This is a genomic window from Streptococcus sp. 5905, assembly GCF_013276505.1.
In the GTDB taxonomy this organism is placed as follows: Bacteria; Bacillota; Bacilli; order Lactobacillales; family Streptococcaceae; genus Streptococcus.
In genome coordinates, this window is sequence record NZ_VMLC01000002.1 from 17,121 (window position 1) to 38,016 (window position 20,896).

The following is a 20,896-nucleotide window of genomic DNA, read 5'->3' on the forward strand; positions in this document are numbered from 1 at the left end:
GGACGCTTGTGGCTAAAAATTTAAAATTAAAATTAGCTCGGGTGGAGCTTGATTTAACACAAGGCGATTTGGCAGAGGCTGTAGGGGTTACTAGGCAAACTATAGGCTTGATTGAAGCTGGGAAATATAATCCCAGTCTCTCGCTTTGTCAGTCCATTTGCAGATGCTTGGGCAAAACATTAGACCAACTATTTTGGGAGGAAGAAGATGAAAAATAGAAAAAAACTTGTGATCAAAGATGAACGTACGGAAAAATTGGATGAAAAGATTTCAGGAGAAATTCTCTTGGGAATGTGCCTATTTTTGGCACTGGGAATTTTTGCCAAACTTTATATTTTCAATTTAACACTTCTGTCCTATTTACCAGAATTACTTTTATTGATTGGAGTCGGTTTGTATGCCATTATTCGCCGCATGTATGTTGGAATTGACATTCGAGATATTGTTGAGAATACTGGAAAAGAAAGAATTTTATCTGCTTTGGGATTTTCTATAGTGGTTTTATTGATTGATATCATAGGAAATCGCGAGGAACTGGTCAGTCTATTGACTTGGAAGTACTCCCTAAAAGTGGTTCTAGCAGTTATCATCTATCTCGTTGGGAGTTATTCTATGGATAGAGTTATCCTATACTTGAATCGCAGAAATCAGCAAGTTTGGGAGGAAGAAGATGAAGAATAGATTTTTTTATTATCAATTACTAGACGAAAGAGAAGAGCAACTGATCAACAAAGCTGGGACAGAGTCTTTTCATGTGTTTATCGGGCTCATTCTGCTAAGTTATTTGGTGGCAGTATTAGCACCTGCTCTTTTTAATTCTAATATTCTTCTGGTTACCCTTCTTTTAGGAATTTTCTTCTTTTTCAATCGTGCACGAAAACTTGGAGTGACCTACTACAGTCGTTTTCATTTTACGATTTTGGGATGCTTAGTAGTGACTCTTGCAATTACAGCCATCTTGATGCTACAGAACTACCAGTTCAATATTGAGATTTATCAGCATAATCCTTTGAATTTTAAATATCTGTCTGCTTGGATCCTTACTTATCTTCTCTATCTTCCATGGGTTTTTATTGGAAACCTTACTTTAAGAAATTTTGGAGAATGGGCTCAAAAAAAGTTTGAGCAAGATATGGATGAACTGGAGAACGGAGAATAGCTTGTTATCTTTTTATCAATCTCGGTAAAATGTGTTATAATAGTACTAATTTATCGGACGGTGTGAAAGTGGTAGAATACGTTCATACCTTTGTAAAGTAGGAAGAAGGAAAACAGATGTATCCAGATGATAGTTTGACATTGCACACGGACTTGTACCAGATTAACATGATGCAAGTTTACTTTGACCAAGGAATTCACAATAAGAAGGCGGTTTTTGAGGTTTACTTCCGCCAGCAACCTTTTCAGAACGGCTATGCAGTTTTTGCTGGTTTGGAAAGAATTGTGAACTATCTTGAAGACTTGCGCTTTTCAGATAGCGATATTGCCTACTTGGAGTCGCTTGGTTATCATGGGGCGTTCTTAGATTACCTCCGCAACTTCAAGTTGGAGTTGACGGTTCGTTCTGCCCAGGAAGGGGACTTGGTCTTTGCTAATGAACCGATTGTGCAGGTGGAAGGCCCTCTAGCCCAATGTCAATTAGTCGAAACGGCTCTCTTAAACATTGTTAACTTTCAAACCTTGATAGCGACTAAGGCAGCACGTATTCGTTCGGTCATTGAGGATGAACCCTTGATGGAGTTCGGGACACGTCGTGCGCAAGAAATGGATGCAGCTATCTGGGGAACACGCGCAGCCGTGATTGGTGGAGCCAACGGAACTAGCAACGTGCGAGCAGGGAAGCTCTTTGGTATCCCTGTCTTGGGGACTCATGCCCATGCCTTGGTACAAGTTTATGGAAACGACTATGAAGCCTTCAAGGCTTATGCGGCGACCCATCGTGACTGTGTCTTTCTTGTGGATACCTATGACACTCTTCGTATCGGTGTGCCAGCTGCTATTCAGGTGGCACGTGAGCTGGGTGATAAAATCAATTTTAAAGGCGTTCGTATCGACTCAGGGGATATTGCCTACATTTCCAAGAAAGTCCGTCAACAGTTGGATGAGGCTGGATATCCAGATGCTAAGATTTACGCTTCCAATGATCTTGATGAAAATACTATTCTCAACCTCAAGATGCAACACGCTAAAATTGATGTCTGGGGTGTTGGGACCAAGCTGATTACGGCTTATGACCAGCCTGCTCTTGGCGCAGTTTATAAGATTGTTGCTATTGAAGATGAAAATGGTAAGATGCGCAACACCATCAAGCTTTCAAGCAATGCTGAAAAAGTGTCGACGCCAGGTAAGAAGCAGGTATGGCGCATTACCAGTCGTGAAAAAGGCAAGTCAGAAGGTGACTACATCACCTATGATGGTGTGGATGTGAGTGGCATGACAGAAATCAAGATGTTCCATCCAACTTATACCTACATCAAAAAGACCGTTCGTAATTTTGATGCCGTTCCTCTCTTGGTGGATATCTTTAAAGAAGGGAAATTGGTTTACGATTTGCCTAGTTTGACTGAGATTCAGTCCTATGCTCGCAAAGAATTTGACAAGCTTTGGGATGAGTATAAACGGGTACTCAATCCGCAACATTATCCAGTGGACTTGGCGCGTGATATTTGGCAAGACAAGATGGACTTGATTGATAAGATGCGCAAGGAAGCCCTTGGTGAAGGAGAGGAAGAATGAGTTTGCAAGAGACCATTATCCAGCAATTGGGCGTCAAACCAGTGATTGATGCCCAGGAAGAAATTCGTCTTTCGATTGATTTCTTAAAAAGATACTTGAAAAAACACCCCTTCCTTAAAACCTTTGTACTAGGGATTTCTGGGGGTCAGGATTCAACATTGGCAGGGCGTTTGGCGCAATTAGCTATGGAAGAAATGCGAGCAGAGACAGGAGATGACAGCTACCATTTTATCGCTGTCCGCCTGCCATATGGCGTGCAAGCTGATGAAGCAGATGCTCAAAAAGCTCTTGCTTTCATCCAGTCAGATGTCAGCTTGGTTGTGAATATCAAGGAATCAGCTGATGCCATGACAGCAGCAGTTGAAGCGACAGGAAGCACTGTTTCAGACTTCAACAAGGGAAATATCAAGGCGCGTAGCCGTATGATTGCCCAATATGCCCTTGCGGGTGCCCATAGCGGAGCGGTTATTGGAACAGACCATGCTGCGGAAAATATCACAGGATTTTTTACCAAGTTTGGTGATGGTGGTGCAGACATTCTCCCTCTTTACCGCCTCAATAAACGTCAAGGAAAACAACTCTTGAAGGAGCTTGGTGCAGACCCAACCCTTTATGAAAAAATCCCAACAGCAGATTTGGAAGAAGAAAAACCAGGGCTGGCTGATGAAGTCGCCCTTGGAGTCACTTATGAAGAGATTGATGACTACCTAGAAGGCAAAACAATCAGCCCAGAAGCCCAAGCGACTATCGAAAACTGGTGGCATAAAGGACAACACAAACGCCACCTACCAATCACCGTATTTGATGACTTTTGGGAGTAAAAAGGTCCGGGGGACCTTTTTACCCTGAGCCTAGAAATGAGAAAGCGAAGAAGATCCAGTGGAGGTTTTTACTCTGAATCTAGAAATAAGTAAGCGAAGAAGGTTCTATTGAACCTTTTCAGCGTCTTGCCTTAAGCTGAGAAAGCGAGGTAACATTATGAAAGCAATCGGTACGCAAATATTACAGACAGAACGTTTGATTTTGAGAAGATTTGTGGAGAGTGATGCGGAAGCCATGTTTCAAAATTGGGCTTCGTCTGCTGAGAATCTGACCTATGTCAGCTGGGATCCCCATCCTGATGTCGAGGTGACTCGAAACTCGATTCGAAATTGGGTTGCCTCCTATACCAATCCCAACTATTACAAATGGGCCATTTGTCTAAAGGAAAAACCAGAGCAAGTGATTGGAGATATCAGCATCGTTGCAATGGATGAGAATGATTCTTGTTGTGAAATTGGCTATGTGCTAGGCAAGGCATATTGGGGTCGTGGTATGATGACGGAGTCCTTGAAAGCCGTGCTAGACTTCTGTTTTACTCAAGCAGGCTTTCAAAAGGTCAGAGCTCGTTATGCAAGTCTCAATCCAGCTTCAGGCCGTGTTATGGAAAAGGCTGGAATGTCCTATCTAAAGACTATTACCAATGGTGTGGAGAGAAAAGACTACGTTGCGGAACTTATTTATTATCAGATTAAAAAGAACTAAGAAATGACCTGAGCTTCAAAAGTTAGAGTTTGAAGCTCAGGTCATTTTTTTCTGCTCTTTTATTTTAACTCATAAAGCCAGTCGTCACCGTCTTTGTAGTAAAAGAATTCACTTAAATCGTCTTCTAAAAAAACACGCAGCATGTCTGACATATCCTCAGTTGCAAGTTTCAGATGAGACAGATTTTCAAATTCTTCCCACCAAACAGGACCTTCATCTGAAGATTGGAGTTCACCAGTAAAGTGTTCTGTCTTGTAAAAAAGGACGATATAGCGGTAATCCTCGTCATCGTACCAGTCTTTGATACCACAAAGTTGAGGTTTGGATATGGTTAGTCCAGTTTCTTCTTTGACTTCTCTGATAACTGCATCGGTAAAAGATTCCCCACGCTCTACATGACCACCAGGAAAAGTGATGCCGGGCCAGTCGGGACTAACTCGATCTTGGACCAGAACCTTGTCACCGTTTTTAATCATGCACATGTTGACAAATTCGACTAATTCTCGTCTGTTCATATTGTTTTTCCTATTTTGTTAGTAACTTTTCCACGACGTTTAACTTTCGCATGGTCAAATCCACGCCAAAAAGTTTTTCAAGATAGTTGGTATTGAGCTTTTTTCGTTTTGCAGCTCTAGGGAGATAGAGGTAGAGACAGTGATCGCCTACACAAATTTCTTCCTCACCGTAGTCAGCTTTCAAATTTTCTAATGGCAGACTTTGGATAAATCCCTGATAAAGAATCACATGTACACGATCATGAAGATAGTCTTCTCTAAATGGGTTCTCTTGAACAATCTTTTCAAAATCGTCCTTATTCTTGATAACCATTTTTAAGTCAGCTCCAATTTTTTCCTTTATCAGAGTATGAACGCGTTCTCGTATTTCTTCCAAATCCAAGTCACTTTCAAGAATGATATTCCCACTTTGAATATAGGTTCGAACGTGTTGAAACCCAGCTTCTGTCAAAATATCTGCCAAATAAGACATTTTCGGGATAGCATTTTTTCCATTAGGAGTAACGCCTCTTAGTAAAACAATATGTTCCAAAGGACTTCCTTTCTTATTTGGTATTTATTGGATTTGAGCCTGCCACCCAGCCGGTACAGAGGGCAGAAGTGATGTTAAACCCACCCGTGTGGGCATTGATATCCAGTACCTCGCCAGCAAAGTGGAGGCCGGGAACGAGTTTGCTTTCCAGAGTTTTAGGATTGATTTCTTTGAGACTGACGCCACCTTTAGTAACAAAGGACTTGGCAAGGGACATTTTTCCAATCACAGGGATTTTGAGTGCTTTGATGGACTGGAGAAGTTGCTCCCGTTCTTTCTCAGTCAGCTGTTTGACTTTGTCAGGATAGCCTTGCACAAGAAATTCTGCCAAGCGTTCTGGAAGTAAAGTTTTTAAAGCATTTTTCAAGGATTTTTCCCGATTTTCTTCTAGAAATGCAGCTAAGTCCTTCTCAGAAAGTTGAGGCAAGACATCCAGTGAGAGGATTTCACCACTCTTGACAAAGCTGGACATGCGTAGGGCAGCAGGGCCAGATAAACCAAAGTGGGTAAAGAGCAAATCATGAGTGATGACATGTTTGCCATAGCTTAGGGTCACATCGTCAAGCGAAATCCCTTGCAAAGCTTTATGTGGAAAATCTGTCAACAATGGACTTTCAGCAGCTTCAAGCTCGGTAATGGTATGTTTAAAATGACGGGCAATATCGTGGCCAAATCCAGTCGATCCAGTGGAAGGATAGGATTTACCACCAGTTGTGACGATCAGTTTGTCACAAGTGAAGGTTTGATCTGCAGACTTCAGGACAAACTGGTTATCCACTTTTTTAACTGAAACAACCTCCGTTTGAGTGGCAATTTGCCCACCAAGTTCAGTGATTTTCTTCTCCAAAGCTTCAATAATGGTTCGAGACTTGTCGCTAGCAGGAAAGACGCGTCCGTGGTCCTCAACCTTGAGTTTAACTCCATTTTCCGTAAAAAAGTTGATGATATCATGGTTATCAAACTGGGAGAAGACACTGTAAAGAAAGCGCCCATTCCCAGGGATGCCAGCCAGTAGGTCGTCTAGAGTTCCATTGTTGGTTACATTACAACGACCACCACCAGTTCCAGCTAATTTTTTACCAAGTTTGCGATTTTTTTCGATGAGAAGAGTTTTCTGACCATAAAAGCTACTGGAAATCGTAGCCATCATGCCAGCAGGTCCACCACCGATGACAATAGTATCAAAATGTTTCATAGCTCTATTGTACCACAAAAAACAAGAGATGCTTGGCATCTCTTGTTACGGATGATCTTAGTTAATTTCATATCCCATTAACAAACCGCCATCTTCTGCATAAAAACTGCAGAGACCAGACGTTGGGAGGATTTTGATATTGGCTTGTGGAAATGTTTCCAGCAAGCGTTCTGACAATTGCTGACAGAATTTTTCATTGCTGCGATGGGCCATGACGATACGACCACCAGCATAGCCAGCCTTGATGAGTTCTTCATAAGCTGCTTGAAGGGACTTTTTAGCACCACGAGCCTTTTGAAGAAGCTCTAGGGTTCCAGTTTCACTTGCTTCTCCAACCATACGGATGTTGAGAAGGCCAACGACCGTACCGATAAGCTTACTCAAACGACCATTTTTGACCAAGTTATCAACTTTAGCAAGAACAAAGAGCAACTTCGTTTTTTCTTGGTAGGCTGTAATAGCTTCAACAACTTCCTCATGAGAAAGTCCTTGGTCAATCAAGTCATTGATTTTTTCGACAATCAAGTCAACCTCCCCACCTGCAGATAAACTATCAATCACATGAATCTGAGTGTCAGGGTGTTCTTCGAGGTAGATGTTTTTAGCGAGCTGTGCACTGTTATGGCTACCAGAAAGAGTACCAGTGATGGTAACGACAAAGATATGCTTAGCACCTTCAAATGCACGCAAGTAATCATCAGGGCTAGGGCAAGCTGATTTTGAAGCCTCAGAAGTCGCATACATGGTTTTCATCATGTAGTCAATGTCGAGATTGGCATCATCAATAAAGACCTGATCAGCCACTTGAATAGTTAAAGGAACACTGACAAATTCAGTATCGATAGCGGGAGTTACCAATTGACGATAATCACAACCAGAGTCAGCTACAATCTTCCAAGTCATAGAAATTCTCCATCTTTGTCACTTATACATTGACAAAGGTTCTGTCTTTTTTTACAATTATATCATGAAAGCCCTTGAAACAAAAGTACCACCTCTCTGTTGTCACAAGTAGAAAGAAATTGTTATGTCTGAACGTAAAATATCTGAAAAATCTCTTGAAAATCTCAGAAAATCCAATCAAGAATCCAATTTTTTAACCAGAGAAGCAATTGAGACGGCTCTTTTGCAACTTCTGGAGAAAAAAGACTTGGCTAAGATTAGTATCTCAGAGTTGGTCAAGCGGGCGGGTGTCTCACGCGCTGCCTTTTATCGCAATTATGATTCTAAAGAAGCAATTTTAGAAAGTGTTTTTAAACGCAGTGTTCATAATATAATGGAACAGTTGAGCCACTACGATGTCAAAACCGACCTTTATCTAGTCTGGGTTCACCTTTTCCGCGCAGCAAAAAAAGAAGCCAAGGTTATCCAACTCGCTCTGGACTACCACTTGGAAAAGATTTTTGTCCAAGCTATGCAGGAATTTCTGGAAAAATACCACGGAAAATCAAAAGGTGTTAGCAGCTACCTTCATTCCTTTTGGAGTTCTGCCATCGTATCGGTTCTGCTCAAATGGATCAAGGATGGCATGAAGGTTCCAGCTGAAAAGATTGCAGATTTACGCTTGCCATTTTTCAAAAAATAGGGGATAAGGAGAAGAATTATGACAGAAAAAAGACTGGCTTGGGATGAGTACTTTGCAGCCCAGGCTTTACTGATTGCCAATCGTTCAACCTGTAAACGTGCCAAAGTAGGAGCTGTCCTCGTTAAGGATAATAAGGTCATTTCAACAGGTTACAATGGTTCTGTATCAGGAACGGAGCACTGTATCGACCACGAATGTCTGGTCATTGAAGGTCACTGTGTCCGAACCCTTCACGCCGAGGTCAATGCCATCTTGCAAGGAGCTGAACGAGGGGTTCCAAGAGGATTTACAGCCTATGTGACCCATTTTCCTTGTCTGAACTGTACCAAACAACTGCTACAAGTTGGTTGCAAGCGCGTGGTTTATATCAACCAGTACCGAATGGATGACTATGCCCAGTATCTTTATCAAGAAAAAGGCACCGAGTTGACCCATTTACCATTAGAGACTGTTCAGACGGCTCTTCAAGAGGCAGATTTGATTTAGAAATTAATAAAAATAAATGGTTTAGAAAGCTTTTTAAACCGTTTTTTGATATAATAAGAAGAATAAATTGAAAGAAGGAATTCAGAAAATGGGAAAACTTGAAGTCATTAATCATCCACTGATTCAGCATAAATTGTCAATCTTGCGTCGTACAGACACTTCTACAAAAGCTTTTCGTGAGCTAGTAGATGAGATTGCAATGTTGATGGGATATGAAGTACTTCGTGATCTTCCACTTGAAGACGTGGAAATCGAAACACCTATCACAAAGACCGTTCAAAAACAATTGGCTGGTAAAAAATTGGCGATTGTCCCAATCTTGCGTGCAGGTATCGGGATGGTAGATGGACTCTTGAGCTTGGTTCCAGCAGCAAAAGTTGGTCATATTGGTATGTACCGTGATGAAGAAACCCTTCAACCAGTTGAATACTTGGTGAAATTGCCTGAGGATATTGACCAACGTCAAATCTTTGTCGTCGATCCAATGCTTGCAACAGGTGGATCAGCTATCTTGGCTGTTGACTCGCTTAAAAAACGTGGGGCATCAAACATCAAGTTTGTCTGCCTAGTAGCTGCTCCAGAAGGAGTGAAAGCTCTTCAAGCAGCTCACCCAGATGTCGAAATCTTTACAGCAGCTCTGGACGAACACTTGAATGAACATGGCTATATTGTTCCAGGTCTCGGAGATGCTGGAGACCGCTTGTTCGGTACGAAATAAGACTCAGATAGAGTCTTAAAGATGAAATTGGAGGATGTTTCTAATTTCGCGAGGAGGTTGAATTTTTGATTCTGTCGATAGTATAGAGCAAAAATTTGACCTTTTTTGACCAAAAAGATATAATAGTTCTGTATTGAGTCGCATGACTAAGAAAATTCAACATTAAAAGGAGAAATGAATGATTCCTGTAGTTATTGAACAAACAAGCCGTGGAGAACGTTCCTATGACATTTACTCTCGTCTTCTGAAAGACCGCATCATCATGCTAACTGGGCCAGTCGAAGACAACATGGCCAACTCCGTTATCGCCCAATTACTTTTCTTGGATGCCCAAGATAGTACAAAGGATATTTACCTTTATGTCAATACACCTGGAGGTTCTGTGTCAGCTGGTTTGGCAATCGTTGATACCATGAACTTTATCAAGGCAGATGTCCAAACCATCGTGATGGGAATGGCTGCATCTATGGGGACTGTTATTGCATCAAGTGGAGCAAAAGGCAAACGCTTCATGCTTCCAAATGCAGAGTACATGATTCACCAACCAATGGGTGGTACAGGTGGTGGTACCCAACAAACAGATATGGCAATCGCTGCAGAACACTTGCTCAAAACTCGTAAGACTTTGGAGCAAATCCTTGCGACTAACTCAGGTAAATCAGTTGAGCAAATTCATGCAGATGCTGAACGTGATTACTGGATGAGTGCCCAAGAAACGCTCGAATATGGCTTCATTGATGAAATCATGGCCAACAATTCTTTGAGCTAAGCAACCTAGAAAGCAAACTCGACGGAGTTTGCTTTTTTTGGTATAATAGGGGAAGATTTCTTAGAAAGAGGATCCCTCATGCTTGAAAAAACAAATCGATCAGGATTAATCATCTATCTTTACTATAATCGTGATGCAAAAAAACTTCAGGAATACGGTGATATCTGTTACCATTCCAAAAAACATCGTTACTTGCAGCTCTATGTTCCAACTGAGGAGCTAGATGACTTAGTTGAGAGATTAGGTAAGGAAAGATTTATCAAAAAAATAAGACGTTGCCACATTCAAGAGTTAGAAACTCCCTTTGTTGGCAATCTCTATCGCACTGAGGAAAACGTTATCATTTAAAAAATGAGATAAATGTGTTGACAATTTTCTGATAATTCGGTATATTCTTAACATACTATTTTTGAAACAACTATAAGGAGATTAAAAATGAAGAAAAAATTTGCCCTATCTTTTGTGGCTCTTGCTAGCGTAGCTCTTCTCGCTGCTTGTGGAGAGGTCAAGTCAGGAGCGTCAAATACAACTGGTAACCCAGTAGACGAAAAGACTATCAAAATCGGTTTTAACTTTGAAGAAACAGGTGCTGTAGCTGCCTATGGTACTTCTGAACAAAAAGGTGCTCAACTTGCTGTTGATGAAATCAATGCTGCAGGTGGTATCGATGGAAAACAAATAGAAGTTGTGGATAAAGATAACAAATCTGAAACTGCTGAGGCTGCCTCTGTTACAACTAACCTAGTTACCCAATCAAAAGTTACAGCTATCGTAGGACCTGCGACATCTGGTGCAACTGCTGCAGCTGTAGCCAACGCTACTCAAGCAGGAGTGCCATTGATCTCACCAAGTGCGACTCAAGATGGATTGACCAAAGGTCAAGAATATCTATTTATCGGAACTTTCCAAGATAGCTTCCAAGGGAAGATTATTTCAAACTATGTGACAAATAAATTGAATGCTAAGAAGGTTGTTCTTTATACGGACAATGCAAGTGACTATGCTAAAGGTATTGCCAAATCTTTCCGCGAAGCCTACAAGGGTGAGATTGTAGCAGATGAAACTTTTGTGGCAGGTGATACAGACTTCCAAGCAGCCCTTACTAAAATGAAAGGGAAAGAGTTTGACGCTATCGTTGTTCCAGGTTACTACACAGAAGCAGGTAAAATCGTAAACCAAGCGCGTGGTATGGGAATTGATAAACCTATCGTTGGTGGTGACGGCTTTAACGGTGAAGAATTTGTTCAACAAGCAACTGCTGAAAGAGCATCAAACATTTACTTCATCTCAGGATTCTCAACTACAGTTGATGTTTCTGCAAAAGCTAAAGCTTTCCTTGAAGCCTACCGTGCTAAATACAATGAAGAACCTTCAACATTCTCAGCTTTGGCCTATGACTCAGTTTACCTAGTAGCTAATGCTGCAAAAGGTGCTAAAAACTCAGGTGAAATCAAGGACAACCTTGCTAAAACCAAAGACTTTGATGGTGTGACTGGTCAAACGAGCTTTGATGCAGATCACAACACAGTGAAAACTGCTTACATGATGACCATGAACAATGGTAAAGTGGAAGCAGCAGAAGTTGTAAAACCATAACATTAGAATAGTAGCTGAAATAGGGAATGAGCCTTTGACTCACTCCCTGTTTCGGTGTTTATGAACTTGTGAAAATTGAGAAATTTTCTAAAAATAACGATAGAAAAGAGTGAATGCTATGCTCCAACAACTTGTGAATGGTTTAATTCTGGGTAGTGTTTATGCACTTTTGGCCCTGGGTTATACCATGGTTTATGGAATTATCAAACTCATCAACTTCGCCCACGGTGATATTTATATGATGGGTGCCTTTATTGGTTACTTTTTGATTAATTCTTTCCAAATGAATTTCTTTTTAGCTTTGATTATTTCAATGGTAGGAACCGCACTGCTTGGTGTTGTGATTGAATTTCTTGCCTACCGTCCTTTGCGACACTCTACACGTATTGCTGTATTGATTACTGCCATCGGAGTGTCTTTCCTACTGGAATACGGGATGGTTTACTTGGTCGGTGCCAATACTCGCGCCTTTCCTCAAGCCATTCAAACAGTTCGCTATGATTTGGGGCCAATCAGCTTGACAAACGTCCAGTTAATGATTTTAGCAGTTTCCTTACTCCTGATGATTTTATTGCAAGTGATTGTTCAAAAAACAAAAATGGGGAAAGCCATGCGTGCGGTATCAGTTGATAGTGACGCTGCTCAATTGATGGGAATTAATGTAAATCGTACAATCAGCTTTACCTTTGCTTTGGGTTCAGCTCTTGCTGGTGCAGCAGGTGTCCTCATTGCCCTTTACTACAACTCTCTTGAACCGTTGATGGGTGTGACTCCAGGTCTAAAATCATTCGTTGCGGCCGTTCTTGGTGGTATCGGGATTATTCCTGGTGCAGCTCTAGGGGGATTTGTTATTGGTTTGTTGGAAACATTTGCAACTGCCTTTGGTATGTCTGATTTCCGTGATGCTATCGTATATGGAATCTTACTTTTGATTCTGATTGTTCGTCCTGCAGGTATCCTCGGCAAGAATGTGAAAGAGAAGGTGTAAACAATGAAGACAAATCTTAAAGTAAATATTCTCTGGTTATTCCTTCTGTTAGCGGGTTATGGATTGATTAGCGTATTGGTTTCTGCTGGTGTTCTCAATCTATTCCATGTCCAAATTTTAGAACAAATTGGGATTAATATCATCCTTGCAGTAGGTTTGAACCTAATTGTTGGTTTTTCAGGACAATTCTCACTCGGTCATGCAGGTTTTATGGCGATTGGGGCTTATGCAGCAGCGATTATTGGCTCAAAATCACCAACCTATGGTGCCTTCTTTGGAGCAATGGTCTTGGGTGCCTTGATTTCTGGTGCAGTCGCTTTGCTCGTTGGGATTCCGACACTCCGTTTGAAGGGTGACTACCTGGCTGTTGCGACACTAGGTGTTTCAGAAATCATTCGTATCTTTATCATTAACGGTGGAAGTTTGACCAACGGTGCTGCTGGTATCTTGGGTATTCCAAACTTTACCAACTGGCAGATGGTTTATCTTTTTGTAATTATCACAACTATTGCAACCCTCAACTTCTTACGTAGTCCAATTGGACGCTCTACTCTATCTGTTCGTGAGGATGAGATTGCTGCAGAGTCCGTTGGGGTAAACACTACAAAGATCAAGATTATCGCTTTTGTCTTTGGTGCTATTACAGCAAGTATTGCTGGTTCACTTCAGGCTGGTTTTATCGGATCTGTTGTCCCAAAAGATTACACCTTTATTAATTCCATCAACGTATTGATTATCGTTGTATTTGGTGGACTTGGGTCTATTACTGGTACCATCGTTTCAGCGATTGTTTTAGGAATTTTAAATATGCTCCTTCAAGATGTAGCTAGCGTACGTATGATCATCTACGCTTTGGCTCTTGTATTGGTGATGATTTTCAGACCAGGTGGACTTCTTGGGACATGGGAATTGAGTCTATCACGTTTCTTTAAAAAATCTAAGAAGGAGGGACAAAACTAATGGCATTACTTGAAGTTAAACAGTTAACCAAACATTTTGGCGGTCTAACAGCTGTTGGAGATGTCACTCTTGAATTGAACGAGGGAGAGTTGGTTGGTCTGATTGGACCAAACGGGGCAGGTAAAACAACCCTTTTCAATCTCCTGACTGGCGTTTATGAACCAAGCGAAGGTACGGTGACACTAGATGGTCACCTCCTAAATGGGAAAACTCCCTATAAGATTGCTTCACTTGGTCTCAGTCGTACTTTCCAAAATATTCGTTTGTTCAAGGACTTGACAGTTTTGGAAAATGTTTTGATTGCATTTAGCAATCATCATAAACAGCATGTCCTTGCGAGCTTTCTACGTCTGCCAGCTTTTTATAAGAATGAGGAAGAATTAAAAAGCAAAGCTTTGGACTTGCTGAAGATCTTTGATTTGGATAGTGACGCAGATACTCTTGCTAAGAATCTTGCCTATGGTCAACAACGTCGATTAGAAATCGTTCGTGCTCTGGCAACTGAACCTAAAATCCTCTTTTTGGATGAGCCTGCAGCTGGGATGAATCCACAAGAAACAGCTGAATTGACAGAATTGATCCGTCGTATCAAAGATGAATTTAAAATTACCATCATGCTTATCGAACATGACATGAATTTGGTTATGGAAGTCACTGAGCGTATCTATGTTCTTGAATATGGTCGTTTGATCGCTCATGGGACTCCAGATGAGATCAAGAACAACAAACGCGTTATCGAAGCTTATCTAGGAGGTGAAGCCTAATGTCTATGTTAAAAGTTGAAAACCTCTCTGTGCATTACGGTATGATCCAAGCAGTTCGTGATGTAAGTTTCGAGGTTAATGAAGGTGAAGTTGTTTCCTTGATTGGTGCCAATGGTGCTGGTAAAACAACCATTCTTCGTACCCTTTCAGGTTTGGTTCGTCCAAGTGCTGGTAAAATTCAGTTTTTAGGAAAAGAAATTCAAAAGATGCCAGCGCAAAAAATCGTGGCAGGTGGCCTTTCACAAGTTCCTGAGGGACGCCATGTTTTTCCAGGCTTGACTGTTATGGAAAATCTAGAAATGGGAGCTTTCTTGAAGAAAAATCGTGAAGAAAATCAAGCTAACTTGAAAAAAGTTTTCTCACGCTTCCCACGTCTTGAAGAACGCAAAAACCAAGATGCGGCGACCCTTTCAGGTGGTGAACAGCAGATGCTGGCTATGGGACGCGCTCTCATGTCTACGCCTAAGCTTCTTCTCTTGGACGAACCATCAATGGGACTTGCTCCTATCTTTATCCAAGAAATTTTTGATATCATTCAAGATATTCAGAAGCAAGGAACAACGGTTCTCCTAATTGAACAGAACGCTAACAAGGCCCTTGCTATCTCTGACCGAGGTTATGTGCTTGAAACAGGTAAGATTGTCCTATCAGGAACAGGAAAAGAACTCGCAGCATCAGACGAAGTCAGAAAAGCATATCTAGGTGGCTAAAAAGGTCCGGGGGACCTTTTTAGTCGGCAGATAGAGATTGCGTAGCAATCATCAGATCCAGTGGATTGTTTTAGTCGGTGGATGAGAGTTGCGAAAGCAATTCCCCTATAAACCGGGGGACCTTTTTAGTCGGCAGATAAGGATTACGTAAGCAATCATCCAATCCACTGGATTGTTTTAGCCGGTGGATGAGAGTTGCGGAAGCAATTTTCATATAGTCTGGGAGACTAGTTTAGGTCACAGATGGAGATTGTGCAAGCAATCGTCAAATCCAGTGGATTGTTTTAGTTGGCGTATAAGTTTGGAGAGCTCCAATTTGGGGCTCTTTTTTCGTTTGCTTACTATTTTGATGGGCCTGATTTGAGCATCCGTTTTCTTAATATAGAATCTAACTTGACAAAAGCACGTGTTCATTATATAATTAAATAAACAAAAATATTGAACAAAGAGGCTGAAGATATGCTATCAGAAAAACAATTTAAACTTTTACGTTTTTTGTTGACTCACAAAGACGAAAACTTTACGCAGAGACAATTGGCTGAACAGCTAGACATCGCTTTGGGGACGGTAAATAATCTTCTCAAGGAATGTAAAGAAGAGAAGTGGATCAGTGAGGAAAATCACTTAACTGACTTAGGTGAGGAGGCTTTGGCTCCGTATCAGGTGAAGAATGCCATTATCATGGCTGCAGGTATGAGTAGCCGCTTTGCTCCTTTGTCTTATGAGCTACCTAAAGGATTGCTTCAAGTTAAAGGTGAGCGTTTGATTGAGAGAGAAATCAAGCAATTGCAAGAAGCTGGGATAGAGGACATTACAGTTATTGTAGGATATCTGCAAGAAAAAATGTTCTATCTGGCAGAAAAATTTGGTGTTAAAATCGTTGTAAATAATGATTACTACAAGTACAACAACTGTTCTTCTCTCATGCTAGTCAGAGATCAACTTTCTAACACTTATATTTGCTCTTCGGATAATTATTTTGTGGAAAATCCGTTTGAGCGATACATTTACAGAGGTTATTATTCGACTATATTTGCAGAAGGGGACACAGACGAATACTGCTCTAAGGAAGACTCCAATCACACGATTATCGATATTCAAATCGGTGGGACGAATACTTGGGCTATGGTGGGGCACGTTTATTTTGATCGTGCATTTAGTGAAAAGTTCGTAGATATTTTAGAAACTGAATTTAAGCACGAACCATATCGCGAACAGCTCTGGGAAGATTATTATAGTCGTCACGTCAAGGAACTTCCTTTGGAAGCTCGGCATTATTCAGCAGACATTGTTAAGGAGTTTGATTCACTAGATGAGTTGCGTCAGTTTGATGAACACTATTTGGTGAATACTAATTCGGAAATCATTGATAACATCTGTAAGACATTGGGATGTGTAGCTTCAGATATTGTCAATATCAAACCTCTAAAAGACGGTTTAACCAACACTTCGTTTTCATTTGACTGCCTAGGGAAGAAATATGTTTACCGTCATCCAGGTAGAGGAACGGAGAATTATATTGATCGTGCTAGTGAAGCGGCTTCCATGGAAATTGCTGCAAAATTGAAGATTGACCGTACCTTTGTTGCCATGAACAAGGATGAGGGCTGGAAAATTTCAGAATTTATCCCTAACGCCAAGCAACTAGATTATGATAATTGGGATGATGTAGCAAAAGCAATGGAACTCTTGAGACGCTTGCACCAATCTGGAGAAAAAACGGGACATTCCTTTGACCAATTTGAGGGAATTGATGATTTTAGACAAAAATTAAAGGCTAGCAATCGTTTTGAATTTGATGGACTTGAAGAGTTGGATCAGAATGTCTCAGTTCTCGAGAAGCTTTTACAAGAAGATCAAGCGAAAAAGGTTCTCTGCCACGGAGATTCTTATAGCCCGAATTTCTTGTTGAATGAAGCTGGCGAAATGAGCCTGATTGATTGGGAATATTCTGGTATGGGAGATCCAGCAGGAGATTTAGGGACCTTTATTGGATGTTCAAATTATACAGTAGAAGAAGCCGAAAAGGTACTTGAAATCTATCTACAAGAGGTTCCAGATAAGAAAACCAAACGTCACTATTTTGCCTATGTATCAGTAACTTCATATTATTGGTTCTTGTGGGCCCTATTCCAAGAAAGCGTTGGAAAACCAGTAGGCGAATTTCTTTATATCTGGTATCGTTATACCAAGCAGTATGGAAAACTTGCATTAGATTTATACTTAGAGGAGAATTGAGATGAAACCGACATCAGAAATTGAAGAATTAATAGCAAATGAAACGAAAAGAAGGCTAGAAGAAATGGAATCTCCAAACTATGTGTTTGCTCAGCCATTTCTAAAAAGTGATTTTACTATAGTCATCGTCTTAGTTCTAATTAACCTTATTCTGATTATTCTAGCCATGACAGGAGGTATTCAATAAAATGTCTAAGATGAATGACTTTATTCAACAGGAGACGATAACGGGAATTGTTCCCATGACCAATAAGGATCGTCAGTATTCTTTCTGGGATCTCTTTCTGTCAACAAGTGGTTTTGCCATTGCTACTTGGTGTTATACCCAAGGGGCTTATGTGGCTCAATATTTGACTTTTAATCAGATGTTGATTAATATTTTTAGTTTTAACATTATCTGGGTCTTTATTGAATGTCTCCCAATTCTGTTTGCGGTTAAATATGGAATTGATTTGTGGATTTGGTTGAGAGCTGTCCTCGGAAAAAAAGGAGTAGCCTTGCTGTCAACTATTATTAGCTTGGCTAACTTTGGCTGGTACGCCGTTGCGGCTAACCTTTTTGCCAATTCTATGATCCATTTGGGAAATAATTTTGGACTTGGTTTAGACAAGGGAGTATGGGCACCGATTCTTGGTACACTCTGTGTTCTTCTTGGAACGCTAATTGCCCTTGGAGGTCCAGAAGTGATTAAATGGACCAATCGATTCTTGGTAATCGCCCTGTTGATTGTCGGTCTGATTATCGTTGGAATCTGCTTTGTCGCCGTTCCTATAACGGATATTATGAATATCCAACCAGCCACTCAAGGAGATTTAACGCCATTAGAACGCTTCATGCTCTCTGGAGAAGGAAATGTTGCTTTTGCCTTCTCTTGGTCTACACAGGCATTGGTTTTACCACGTTTAGCAAAATCAGAACGCAGTGGTTATTGGGCTACAGCCTTATCATACGGAGTTGTGGCTCCATTCTTCGTTGCGACAGGTGGAGTCATGGCTCTAGCCATGTTTGTCAAAACAGGTGTTTATGAAAGTGATCCAACAACCATGCTATCAACTCTAAGCACACCAGCCTTTGCCCTCTTAAGTCTACTACTAGTAGCCTTTGCCAATATTGGAACCCAGGGGACAGGATCGTACGTGAACTGTATGATTGTAAAAAGCGGGATGCCAAAAGTAAGCTATAAACTAATGGTTTGGATTGCTATGGTTTACGTGAGTCTACTCACTATCTGGGGAGGGGTAGAAGAGTACTTCGGTTCCTTCATTTCACTAGCCGCTTATATTCAGGGACCAATTATTGGTATGATCGTTGTTGACTACTTTATCTTAAGAAAACGAAAACTCGATTTGCGTTCAGCTTATTTCCTTGAAGGACACGATGCTTACGAGTTTACTAAAGGATTTAACTTGGTTGGCTTGTCTTGCGTATTTATTTCCTTATTGGTAGCGGTACTATTTGTTTATAACCCTGTAACAGCACAGATTCAAAGCCCAATCTTTTTAATCACAACGGGTAGTGGCTTTACTGCGATTTTTGGAGGTTTATTGTACTGGCTAGCTAGCTTAACTCCATTAAAACGCTATATGATCAAGGATCGAGATTCCGTTACGATTTAAGGATAGAGGATTGATTAGAAACGTCCCCCTTACTAGAGAATTTATAAAATCTTTATTGATAAGGTAGAATAGGCTGAACAGGTATTTGAAATTTCTGTAGAAGAAATTCCAAACGTGAAAACGAAATACAGCTATCTAGCTCAGGTGTTTGGAACATCATACTATCACTCTTTTGTGAGGGTTATTTTAAGTAAATCTATTAGGAAAGTTTCTCTATATTTAGTACAACTATAGTGGGCAGTATGGTCAACTAAAATTAATTTTTAGTCGGAGGACTGACAAAATGAGAATTGGTATTGAACTTGAACAATTAGTTGTAGGTGAAACTAAAAAATGACTAGAAAAATGAAAGCCTTAATCTATGTGTATTTATCTCCCCTTTCTTAAAAGTTTATTTTACATAAGTAATTGATATGATTCTAGTTAATCATATTCTGATTATCCTAGCCATGACAGGAGGTATTCAATAAAATGTCCAAGATGAATGACTTCATTCAACAGGAGACCATAACGGGAATCGTTCCCATGACCAACAAGGATCGTCAGTATTCTTTCTGGGATCTCTTCTTATCGACAAGTGGTTTTGCCATCGCAACTTGGTGTTATACCCAAGGAGCTTATGTGGCTCAATATTTGACCTTTAATCAAATGTTGATTAATATTTTTAGTTTCAACATTATCTGGGTCTTTATTGAATGTCTCCCAATCTTGTTTGCGGTTAAATATGGAATTGATTTATGGATTTGGTTGAGAGCCGTTCTAGGTAGAAAAGGGGTGGCCGTTCTATCAACCGTGATTAGTCTGGCAAATTTTGGTTGGTACGCTGTTACCGCTAATCTTTTTGCCAGCTCCATGATTCATTTGGCAAATAATTTTGGGCTTGGTTTAGACAAGGGAGTATGGGCACCGATTCTAGGTACCCTCTGTGTTCTCCTTGGAACGCTGATTGCTCTTGGGGGGCCAGAGGTAATTAAAGGCACTAATCGCTTTCTGGTGGTTGCCTTGTTATTTGTTGGGCTAATCATCGTTGGAATCTGCTTTGTCGCCGTTCCTATAACGGATATTATGAATGTCCAACCTGCCATCCAAGAAAATTTGACACCGATTGAACGTTTTATGATGTCAGGGGAAGGAAATGTGGCCGTAGCCTTTTCTTGGTCTACACAAGCCTTTGTCTTACCACGTTTGGCAAAATCAGAACGCAGTGGCTATTGGGCTACAGCCTTGTCATACGGGGTTGTTGCGCCATTCTTTGCTGCGACAGGTGGAGTCATGGCTTTGGCTATGTTTGTCAAAACAGGTGTCTATGAAAGTGACCCAACAACCATGCTTTCAACTCTAAGCACACCAGCCTTTGCGCTTTTAAGTTTACTATTAGTAGCCTTTGCCAATATTGGAACTCAGGGTACAGGATCGTATGTGAACTGTATGATTGTAAAAAGCGGGATGCCCAAAGTAAGTTATAAACTAATGGTTTGGATTGCCATGGTTTATGTGAGCCTACTTACGATTTGGGGAGGAGTGGATGAATACTTCGGTTCCTTCATCTCGCTGGCGGCCTATATTCAAGGACCCATTATCGGAATGATCGTTGTTGACTATTTTATCTTAAGAAAACGAAAACTCGATTTGCGTTCAGCCTATTTCCTTGAAGGACATGACGCCTATGAGTTTACCAAAGGATTTAATCTGGTAGGATTATCTTGTGTAATCATTTCCTTGTTAGTTGCAGTACTATTTGTTTACAACCCTATAACAAAGCATATCCAGAGTCCTATGTTCTTGCTCACAACTGGTAGTGGCTTTACTGCGATCTTTGGTGGTCTATTGTACTGGCTAGCTAGCTTAACTCCTTTAAAATGCTATATGATTAAGGATAAAGATTCCGTTACGATTTAAGTTTAAGAGAGAAGGCTGTTTCTCTCTTTTTTTGTGATTGAATGTTACAAAATCTTGAAAAAGAG

At 40.7% G+C, this 20,896-nt stretch carries 24 protein-coding genes; 20 read left to right on the forward strand and 4 right to left on the reverse strand.

The window, feature by feature from the left end; all coding sequences use genetic code 11:
- Positions 1-8: 8 nt before the first annotated feature.
- From HT680_RS04830 to HT680_RS04855, 6 genes are all read left to right on the forward strand, one after another.
- The gene (locus HT680_RS04830; protein WP_001107495.1) at positions 9-218 is read left to right on the forward strand and encodes a helix-turn-helix transcriptional regulator; all 210 of its coding nucleotides are present in this window, start codon (positions 9-11) and stop codon (positions 216-218) included.
- A complete protein-coding gene (locus HT680_RS04835; protein WP_173258683.1) occupies positions 208-681 on the forward strand; it encodes a DUF6773 family protein in 474 nt (157 codons plus the stop codon). Before HT680_RS04830 ends, HT680_RS04835 begins: the two co-directional genes overlap by 11 nt.
- Positions 671-1,159: a DUF6773 family protein gene (locus HT680_RS04840; protein WP_173258685.1), complete on the forward strand. Its 489-nt coding sequence runs from the start codon at positions 671-673 to the stop codon at positions 1,157-1,159. The genes HT680_RS04835 and HT680_RS04840 overlap by 11 nt, the downstream gene beginning before the upstream one ends.
- A gap of 116 nt (positions 1,160-1,275) precedes the next feature.
- Positions 1,276-2,736 (forward strand): nicotinate phosphoribosyltransferase, encoded by a 1,461-nt coding sequence (locus HT680_RS04845; protein ID WP_173258687.1) that lies wholly within the window; start codon positions 1,276-1,278, stop codon positions 2,734-2,736.
- Positions 2,733-3,557 (forward strand): ammonia-dependent NAD(+) synthetase, encoded by an 825-nt coding sequence (nadE, locus tag HT680_RS04850; protein WP_173258689.1) that lies wholly within the window; start codon positions 2,733-2,735, stop codon positions 3,555-3,557. Before HT680_RS04845 ends, nadE begins: the two co-directional genes overlap by 4 nt.
- A 157-nt stretch (positions 3,558-3,714) precedes the next feature.
- Positions 3,715-4,260 carry a GNAT family N-acetyltransferase gene (locus HT680_RS04855; protein WP_173258691.1) on the forward strand — a complete coding sequence of 182 codons (546 nt, stop codon included), beginning with the start codon at positions 3,715-3,717 and terminating at the stop codon, positions 4,258-4,260.
- Positions 4,261-4,319: 59 nt separating this feature from the next.
- Here HT680_RS04855 and HT680_RS04860 read toward each other — a convergent pair whose 3' ends face one another.
- The 4 genes from HT680_RS04860 to HT680_RS04875 are packed head-to-tail and all read right to left on the reverse strand — an operon-like array spanning position 4,320 to position 7,405.
- A complete protein-coding gene (locus HT680_RS04860) occupies positions 4,320-4,775 on the reverse strand; it encodes an 8-oxo-dGTP diphosphatase (protein WP_173258694.1) in 456 nt (151 codons plus the stop codon).
- A 10-nt stretch (positions 4,776-4,785) separates the two neighbouring features.
- A complete protein-coding gene (locus HT680_RS04865; RefSeq protein ID WP_173258696.1) occupies positions 4,786-5,307 on the reverse strand; it encodes a DUF1697 domain-containing protein in 522 nt (173 codons plus the stop codon).
- Positions 5,308-5,320: 13 nt separating this feature from the next.
- A complete protein-coding gene (locus HT680_RS04870; protein WP_345890219.1) occupies positions 5,321-6,502 on the reverse strand; it encodes an NAD(P)/FAD-dependent oxidoreductase in 1,182 nt (393 codons plus the stop codon).
- A gap of 57 nt (positions 6,503-6,559) precedes the next feature.
- Positions 6,560-7,405 (reverse strand): DegV family protein, encoded by an 846-nt coding sequence (locus tag HT680_RS04875; protein WP_173258701.1) that lies wholly within the window; start codon positions 7,403-7,405, stop codon positions 6,560-6,562.
- Between the two features lie 124 nt (positions 7,406-7,529).
- On the opposite strand from HT680_RS04875, the gene HT680_RS04880 reads away from it, so the two are divergent.
- The 14 genes from HT680_RS04880 (at position 7,530) to HT680_RS04945 (ending at position 20,831) form a co-directional block, all read left to right on the forward strand.
- Complete coding sequence (locus tag HT680_RS04880) at positions 7,530-8,087, forward strand: TetR/AcrR family transcriptional regulator (RefSeq protein WP_084946898.1); 558 nt, start codon at positions 7,530-7,532, stop codon at positions 8,085-8,087.
- A gap of 18 nt (positions 8,088-8,105) precedes the next feature.
- A complete protein-coding gene (locus HT680_RS04885; RefSeq protein ID WP_000136994.1) occupies positions 8,106-8,573 on the forward strand; it encodes a cytidine/deoxycytidylate deaminase family protein in 468 nt (155 codons plus the stop codon).
- A gap of 88 nt (positions 8,574-8,661) precedes the next feature.
- A complete protein-coding gene (upp, locus tag HT680_RS04890; RefSeq protein ID WP_084926127.1) occupies positions 8,662-9,291 on the forward strand; it encodes a uracil phosphoribosyltransferase in 630 nt (209 codons plus the stop codon).
- A 178-nt stretch (positions 9,292-9,469) separates the two neighbouring features.
- Positions 9,470-10,060 carry an ATP-dependent Clp protease proteolytic subunit ClpP gene (gene clpP, locus HT680_RS04895; RefSeq protein ID WP_000613470.1) on the forward strand — a complete coding sequence of 197 codons (591 nt, stop codon included), beginning with the start codon at positions 9,470-9,472 and terminating at the stop codon, positions 10,058-10,060.
- Between the two features lie 78 nt (positions 10,061-10,138).
- On the forward strand, positions 10,139-10,408 hold the full coding sequence (locus HT680_RS04900; RefSeq protein ID WP_125424566.1) for a YlbG family protein: 270 nt from the start codon (positions 10,139-10,141) through the stop codon (positions 10,406-10,408).
- Positions 10,409-10,495: 87 nt separating this feature from the next.
- Positions 10,496-11,656: an ABC transporter substrate-binding protein gene (locus tag HT680_RS04905; RefSeq protein ID WP_000726138.1), complete on the forward strand. Its 1,161-nt coding sequence runs from the start codon at positions 10,496-10,498 to the stop codon at positions 11,654-11,656.
- Between the two features lie 118 nt (positions 11,657-11,774).
- Positions 11,775-12,644, forward strand: coding sequence for a branched-chain amino acid ABC transporter permease (locus HT680_RS04910; protein WP_000941418.1), 870 nt, complete (start codon positions 11,775-11,777; stop codon positions 12,642-12,644).
- Between the two features lie 3 nt (positions 12,645-12,647).
- Positions 12,648-13,604 carry a branched-chain amino acid ABC transporter permease gene (locus HT680_RS04915; protein WP_000856261.1) on the forward strand — a complete coding sequence of 319 codons (957 nt, stop codon included), beginning with the start codon at positions 12,648-12,650 and terminating at the stop codon, positions 13,602-13,604.
- A complete protein-coding gene (locus tag HT680_RS04920) occupies positions 13,604-14,368 on the forward strand; it encodes an ABC transporter ATP-binding protein (RefSeq protein ID WP_061418122.1) in 765 nt (254 codons plus the stop codon). Before HT680_RS04915 ends, HT680_RS04920 begins: the two co-directional genes overlap by 1 nt.
- Entirely contained in the window at positions 14,368-15,078 is a 711-nt protein-coding gene (locus HT680_RS04925; RefSeq protein WP_000062210.1) for an ABC transporter ATP-binding protein, read from the forward strand. Before HT680_RS04920 ends, HT680_RS04925 begins: the two co-directional genes overlap by 1 nt.
- Before the next feature lie 459 nt (positions 15,079-15,537).
- Positions 15,538-17,316, forward strand: coding sequence for a phosphotransferase (locus HT680_RS04930; RefSeq protein WP_173258703.1), 1,779 nt, complete (start codon positions 15,538-15,540; stop codon positions 17,314-17,316).
- 1 nt (position 17,317) lies between these two features.
- Positions 17,318-17,503, forward strand: coding sequence for a hypothetical protein (locus HT680_RS04935; protein WP_060805305.1), 186 nt, complete (start codon positions 17,318-17,320; stop codon positions 17,501-17,503).
- Position 17,504: 1 nt separating this feature from the next.
- Positions 17,505-18,932 (forward strand): cytosine permease, encoded by a 1,428-nt coding sequence (locus HT680_RS04940; RefSeq protein ID WP_125448114.1) that lies wholly within the window; start codon positions 17,505-17,507, stop codon positions 18,930-18,932.
- A 471-nt stretch (positions 18,933-19,403) separates the two neighbouring features.
- Complete coding sequence (locus HT680_RS04945; RefSeq protein WP_173258705.1) at positions 19,404-20,831, forward strand: cytosine permease; 1,428 nt, start codon at positions 19,404-19,406, stop codon at positions 20,829-20,831.
- Positions 20,832-20,896: the final 65 nt, after the last annotated feature.

Excerpts from the sequence above, each read along its gene's own strand:
- HT680_RS04835 (WP_173258683.1), top strand. The coding sequence starts at position 208 with ATGAAAAATAGAAAAAAACTTGTGATCAAAGATGAACGTACGGAAAAA.
- HT680_RS04840 (WP_173258685.1), top strand. The coding sequence starts at position 671 with ATGAAGAATAGATTTTTTTATTATCAATTACTAGACGAAAGAGAAGAG.
- HT680_RS04845 (WP_173258687.1), top strand. The coding sequence starts at position 1,276 with ATGTATCCAGATGATAGTTTGACATTGCACACGGACTTGTACCAGATT.
- nadE (WP_173258689.1), top strand. The coding sequence starts at position 2,733 with ATGAGTTTGCAAGAGACCATTATCCAGCAATTGGGCGTCAAACCAGTG.
- HT680_RS04855 (WP_173258691.1), top strand. The coding sequence starts at position 3,715 with ATGAAAGCAATCGGTACGCAAATATTACAGACAGAACGTTTGATTTTG.
- HT680_RS04860 (WP_173258694.1), bottom strand. The coding sequence starts at position 4,775 with ATGAACAGACGAGAATTAGTCGAATTTGTCAACATGTGCATGATTAAA.
- HT680_RS04870 (WP_345890219.1), bottom strand. The coding sequence starts at position 6,502 with ATGAAACATTTTGATACTATTGTCATCGGTGGTGGACCTGCTGGCATG.
- HT680_RS04875 (WP_173258701.1), bottom strand. The coding sequence starts at position 7,405 with ATGACTTGGAAGATTGTAGCTGACTCTGGTTGTGATTATCGTCAATTG.
- HT680_RS04880 (WP_084946898.1), top strand. The coding sequence starts at position 7,530 with ATGTCTGAACGTAAAATATCTGAAAAATCTCTTGAAAATCTCAGAAAA.
- HT680_RS04885 (WP_000136994.1), top strand. The coding sequence starts at position 8,106 with ATGACAGAAAAAAGACTGGCTTGGGATGAGTACTTTGCAGCCCAGGCT.
- upp (WP_084926127.1), top strand. The coding sequence starts at position 8,662 with ATGGGAAAACTTGAAGTCATTAATCATCCACTGATTCAGCATAAATTG.
- clpP (WP_000613470.1), top strand. The coding sequence starts at position 9,470 with ATGATTCCTGTAGTTATTGAACAAACAAGCCGTGGAGAACGTTCCTAT.
- HT680_RS04900 (WP_125424566.1), top strand. The coding sequence starts at position 10,139 with ATGCTTGAAAAAACAAATCGATCAGGATTAATCATCTATCTTTACTAT.
- HT680_RS04905 (WP_000726138.1), top strand. The coding sequence starts at position 10,496 with ATGAAGAAAAAATTTGCCCTATCTTTTGTGGCTCTTGCTAGCGTAGCT.
- HT680_RS04910 (WP_000941418.1), top strand. The coding sequence starts at position 11,775 with ATGCTCCAACAACTTGTGAATGGTTTAATTCTGGGTAGTGTTTATGCA.
- HT680_RS04915 (WP_000856261.1), top strand. The coding sequence starts at position 12,648 with ATGAAGACAAATCTTAAAGTAAATATTCTCTGGTTATTCCTTCTGTTA.
- HT680_RS04920 (WP_061418122.1), top strand. The coding sequence starts at position 13,604 with ATGGCATTACTTGAAGTTAAACAGTTAACCAAACATTTTGGCGGTCTA.
- HT680_RS04925 (WP_000062210.1), top strand. The coding sequence starts at position 14,368 with ATGTCTATGTTAAAAGTTGAAAACCTCTCTGTGCATTACGGTATGATC.
- HT680_RS04930 (WP_173258703.1), top strand. The coding sequence starts at position 15,538 with ATGCTATCAGAAAAACAATTTAAACTTTTACGTTTTTTGTTGACTCAC.
- HT680_RS04935 (WP_060805305.1), top strand. The coding sequence starts at position 17,318 with ATGAAACCGACATCAGAAATTGAAGAATTAATAGCAAATGAAACGAAA.
- HT680_RS04940 (WP_125448114.1), top strand. The coding sequence starts at position 17,505 with ATGTCTAAGATGAATGACTTTATTCAACAGGAGACGATAACGGGAATT.
- HT680_RS04945 (WP_173258705.1), top strand. The coding sequence starts at position 19,404 with ATGTCCAAGATGAATGACTTCATTCAACAGGAGACCATAACGGGAATC.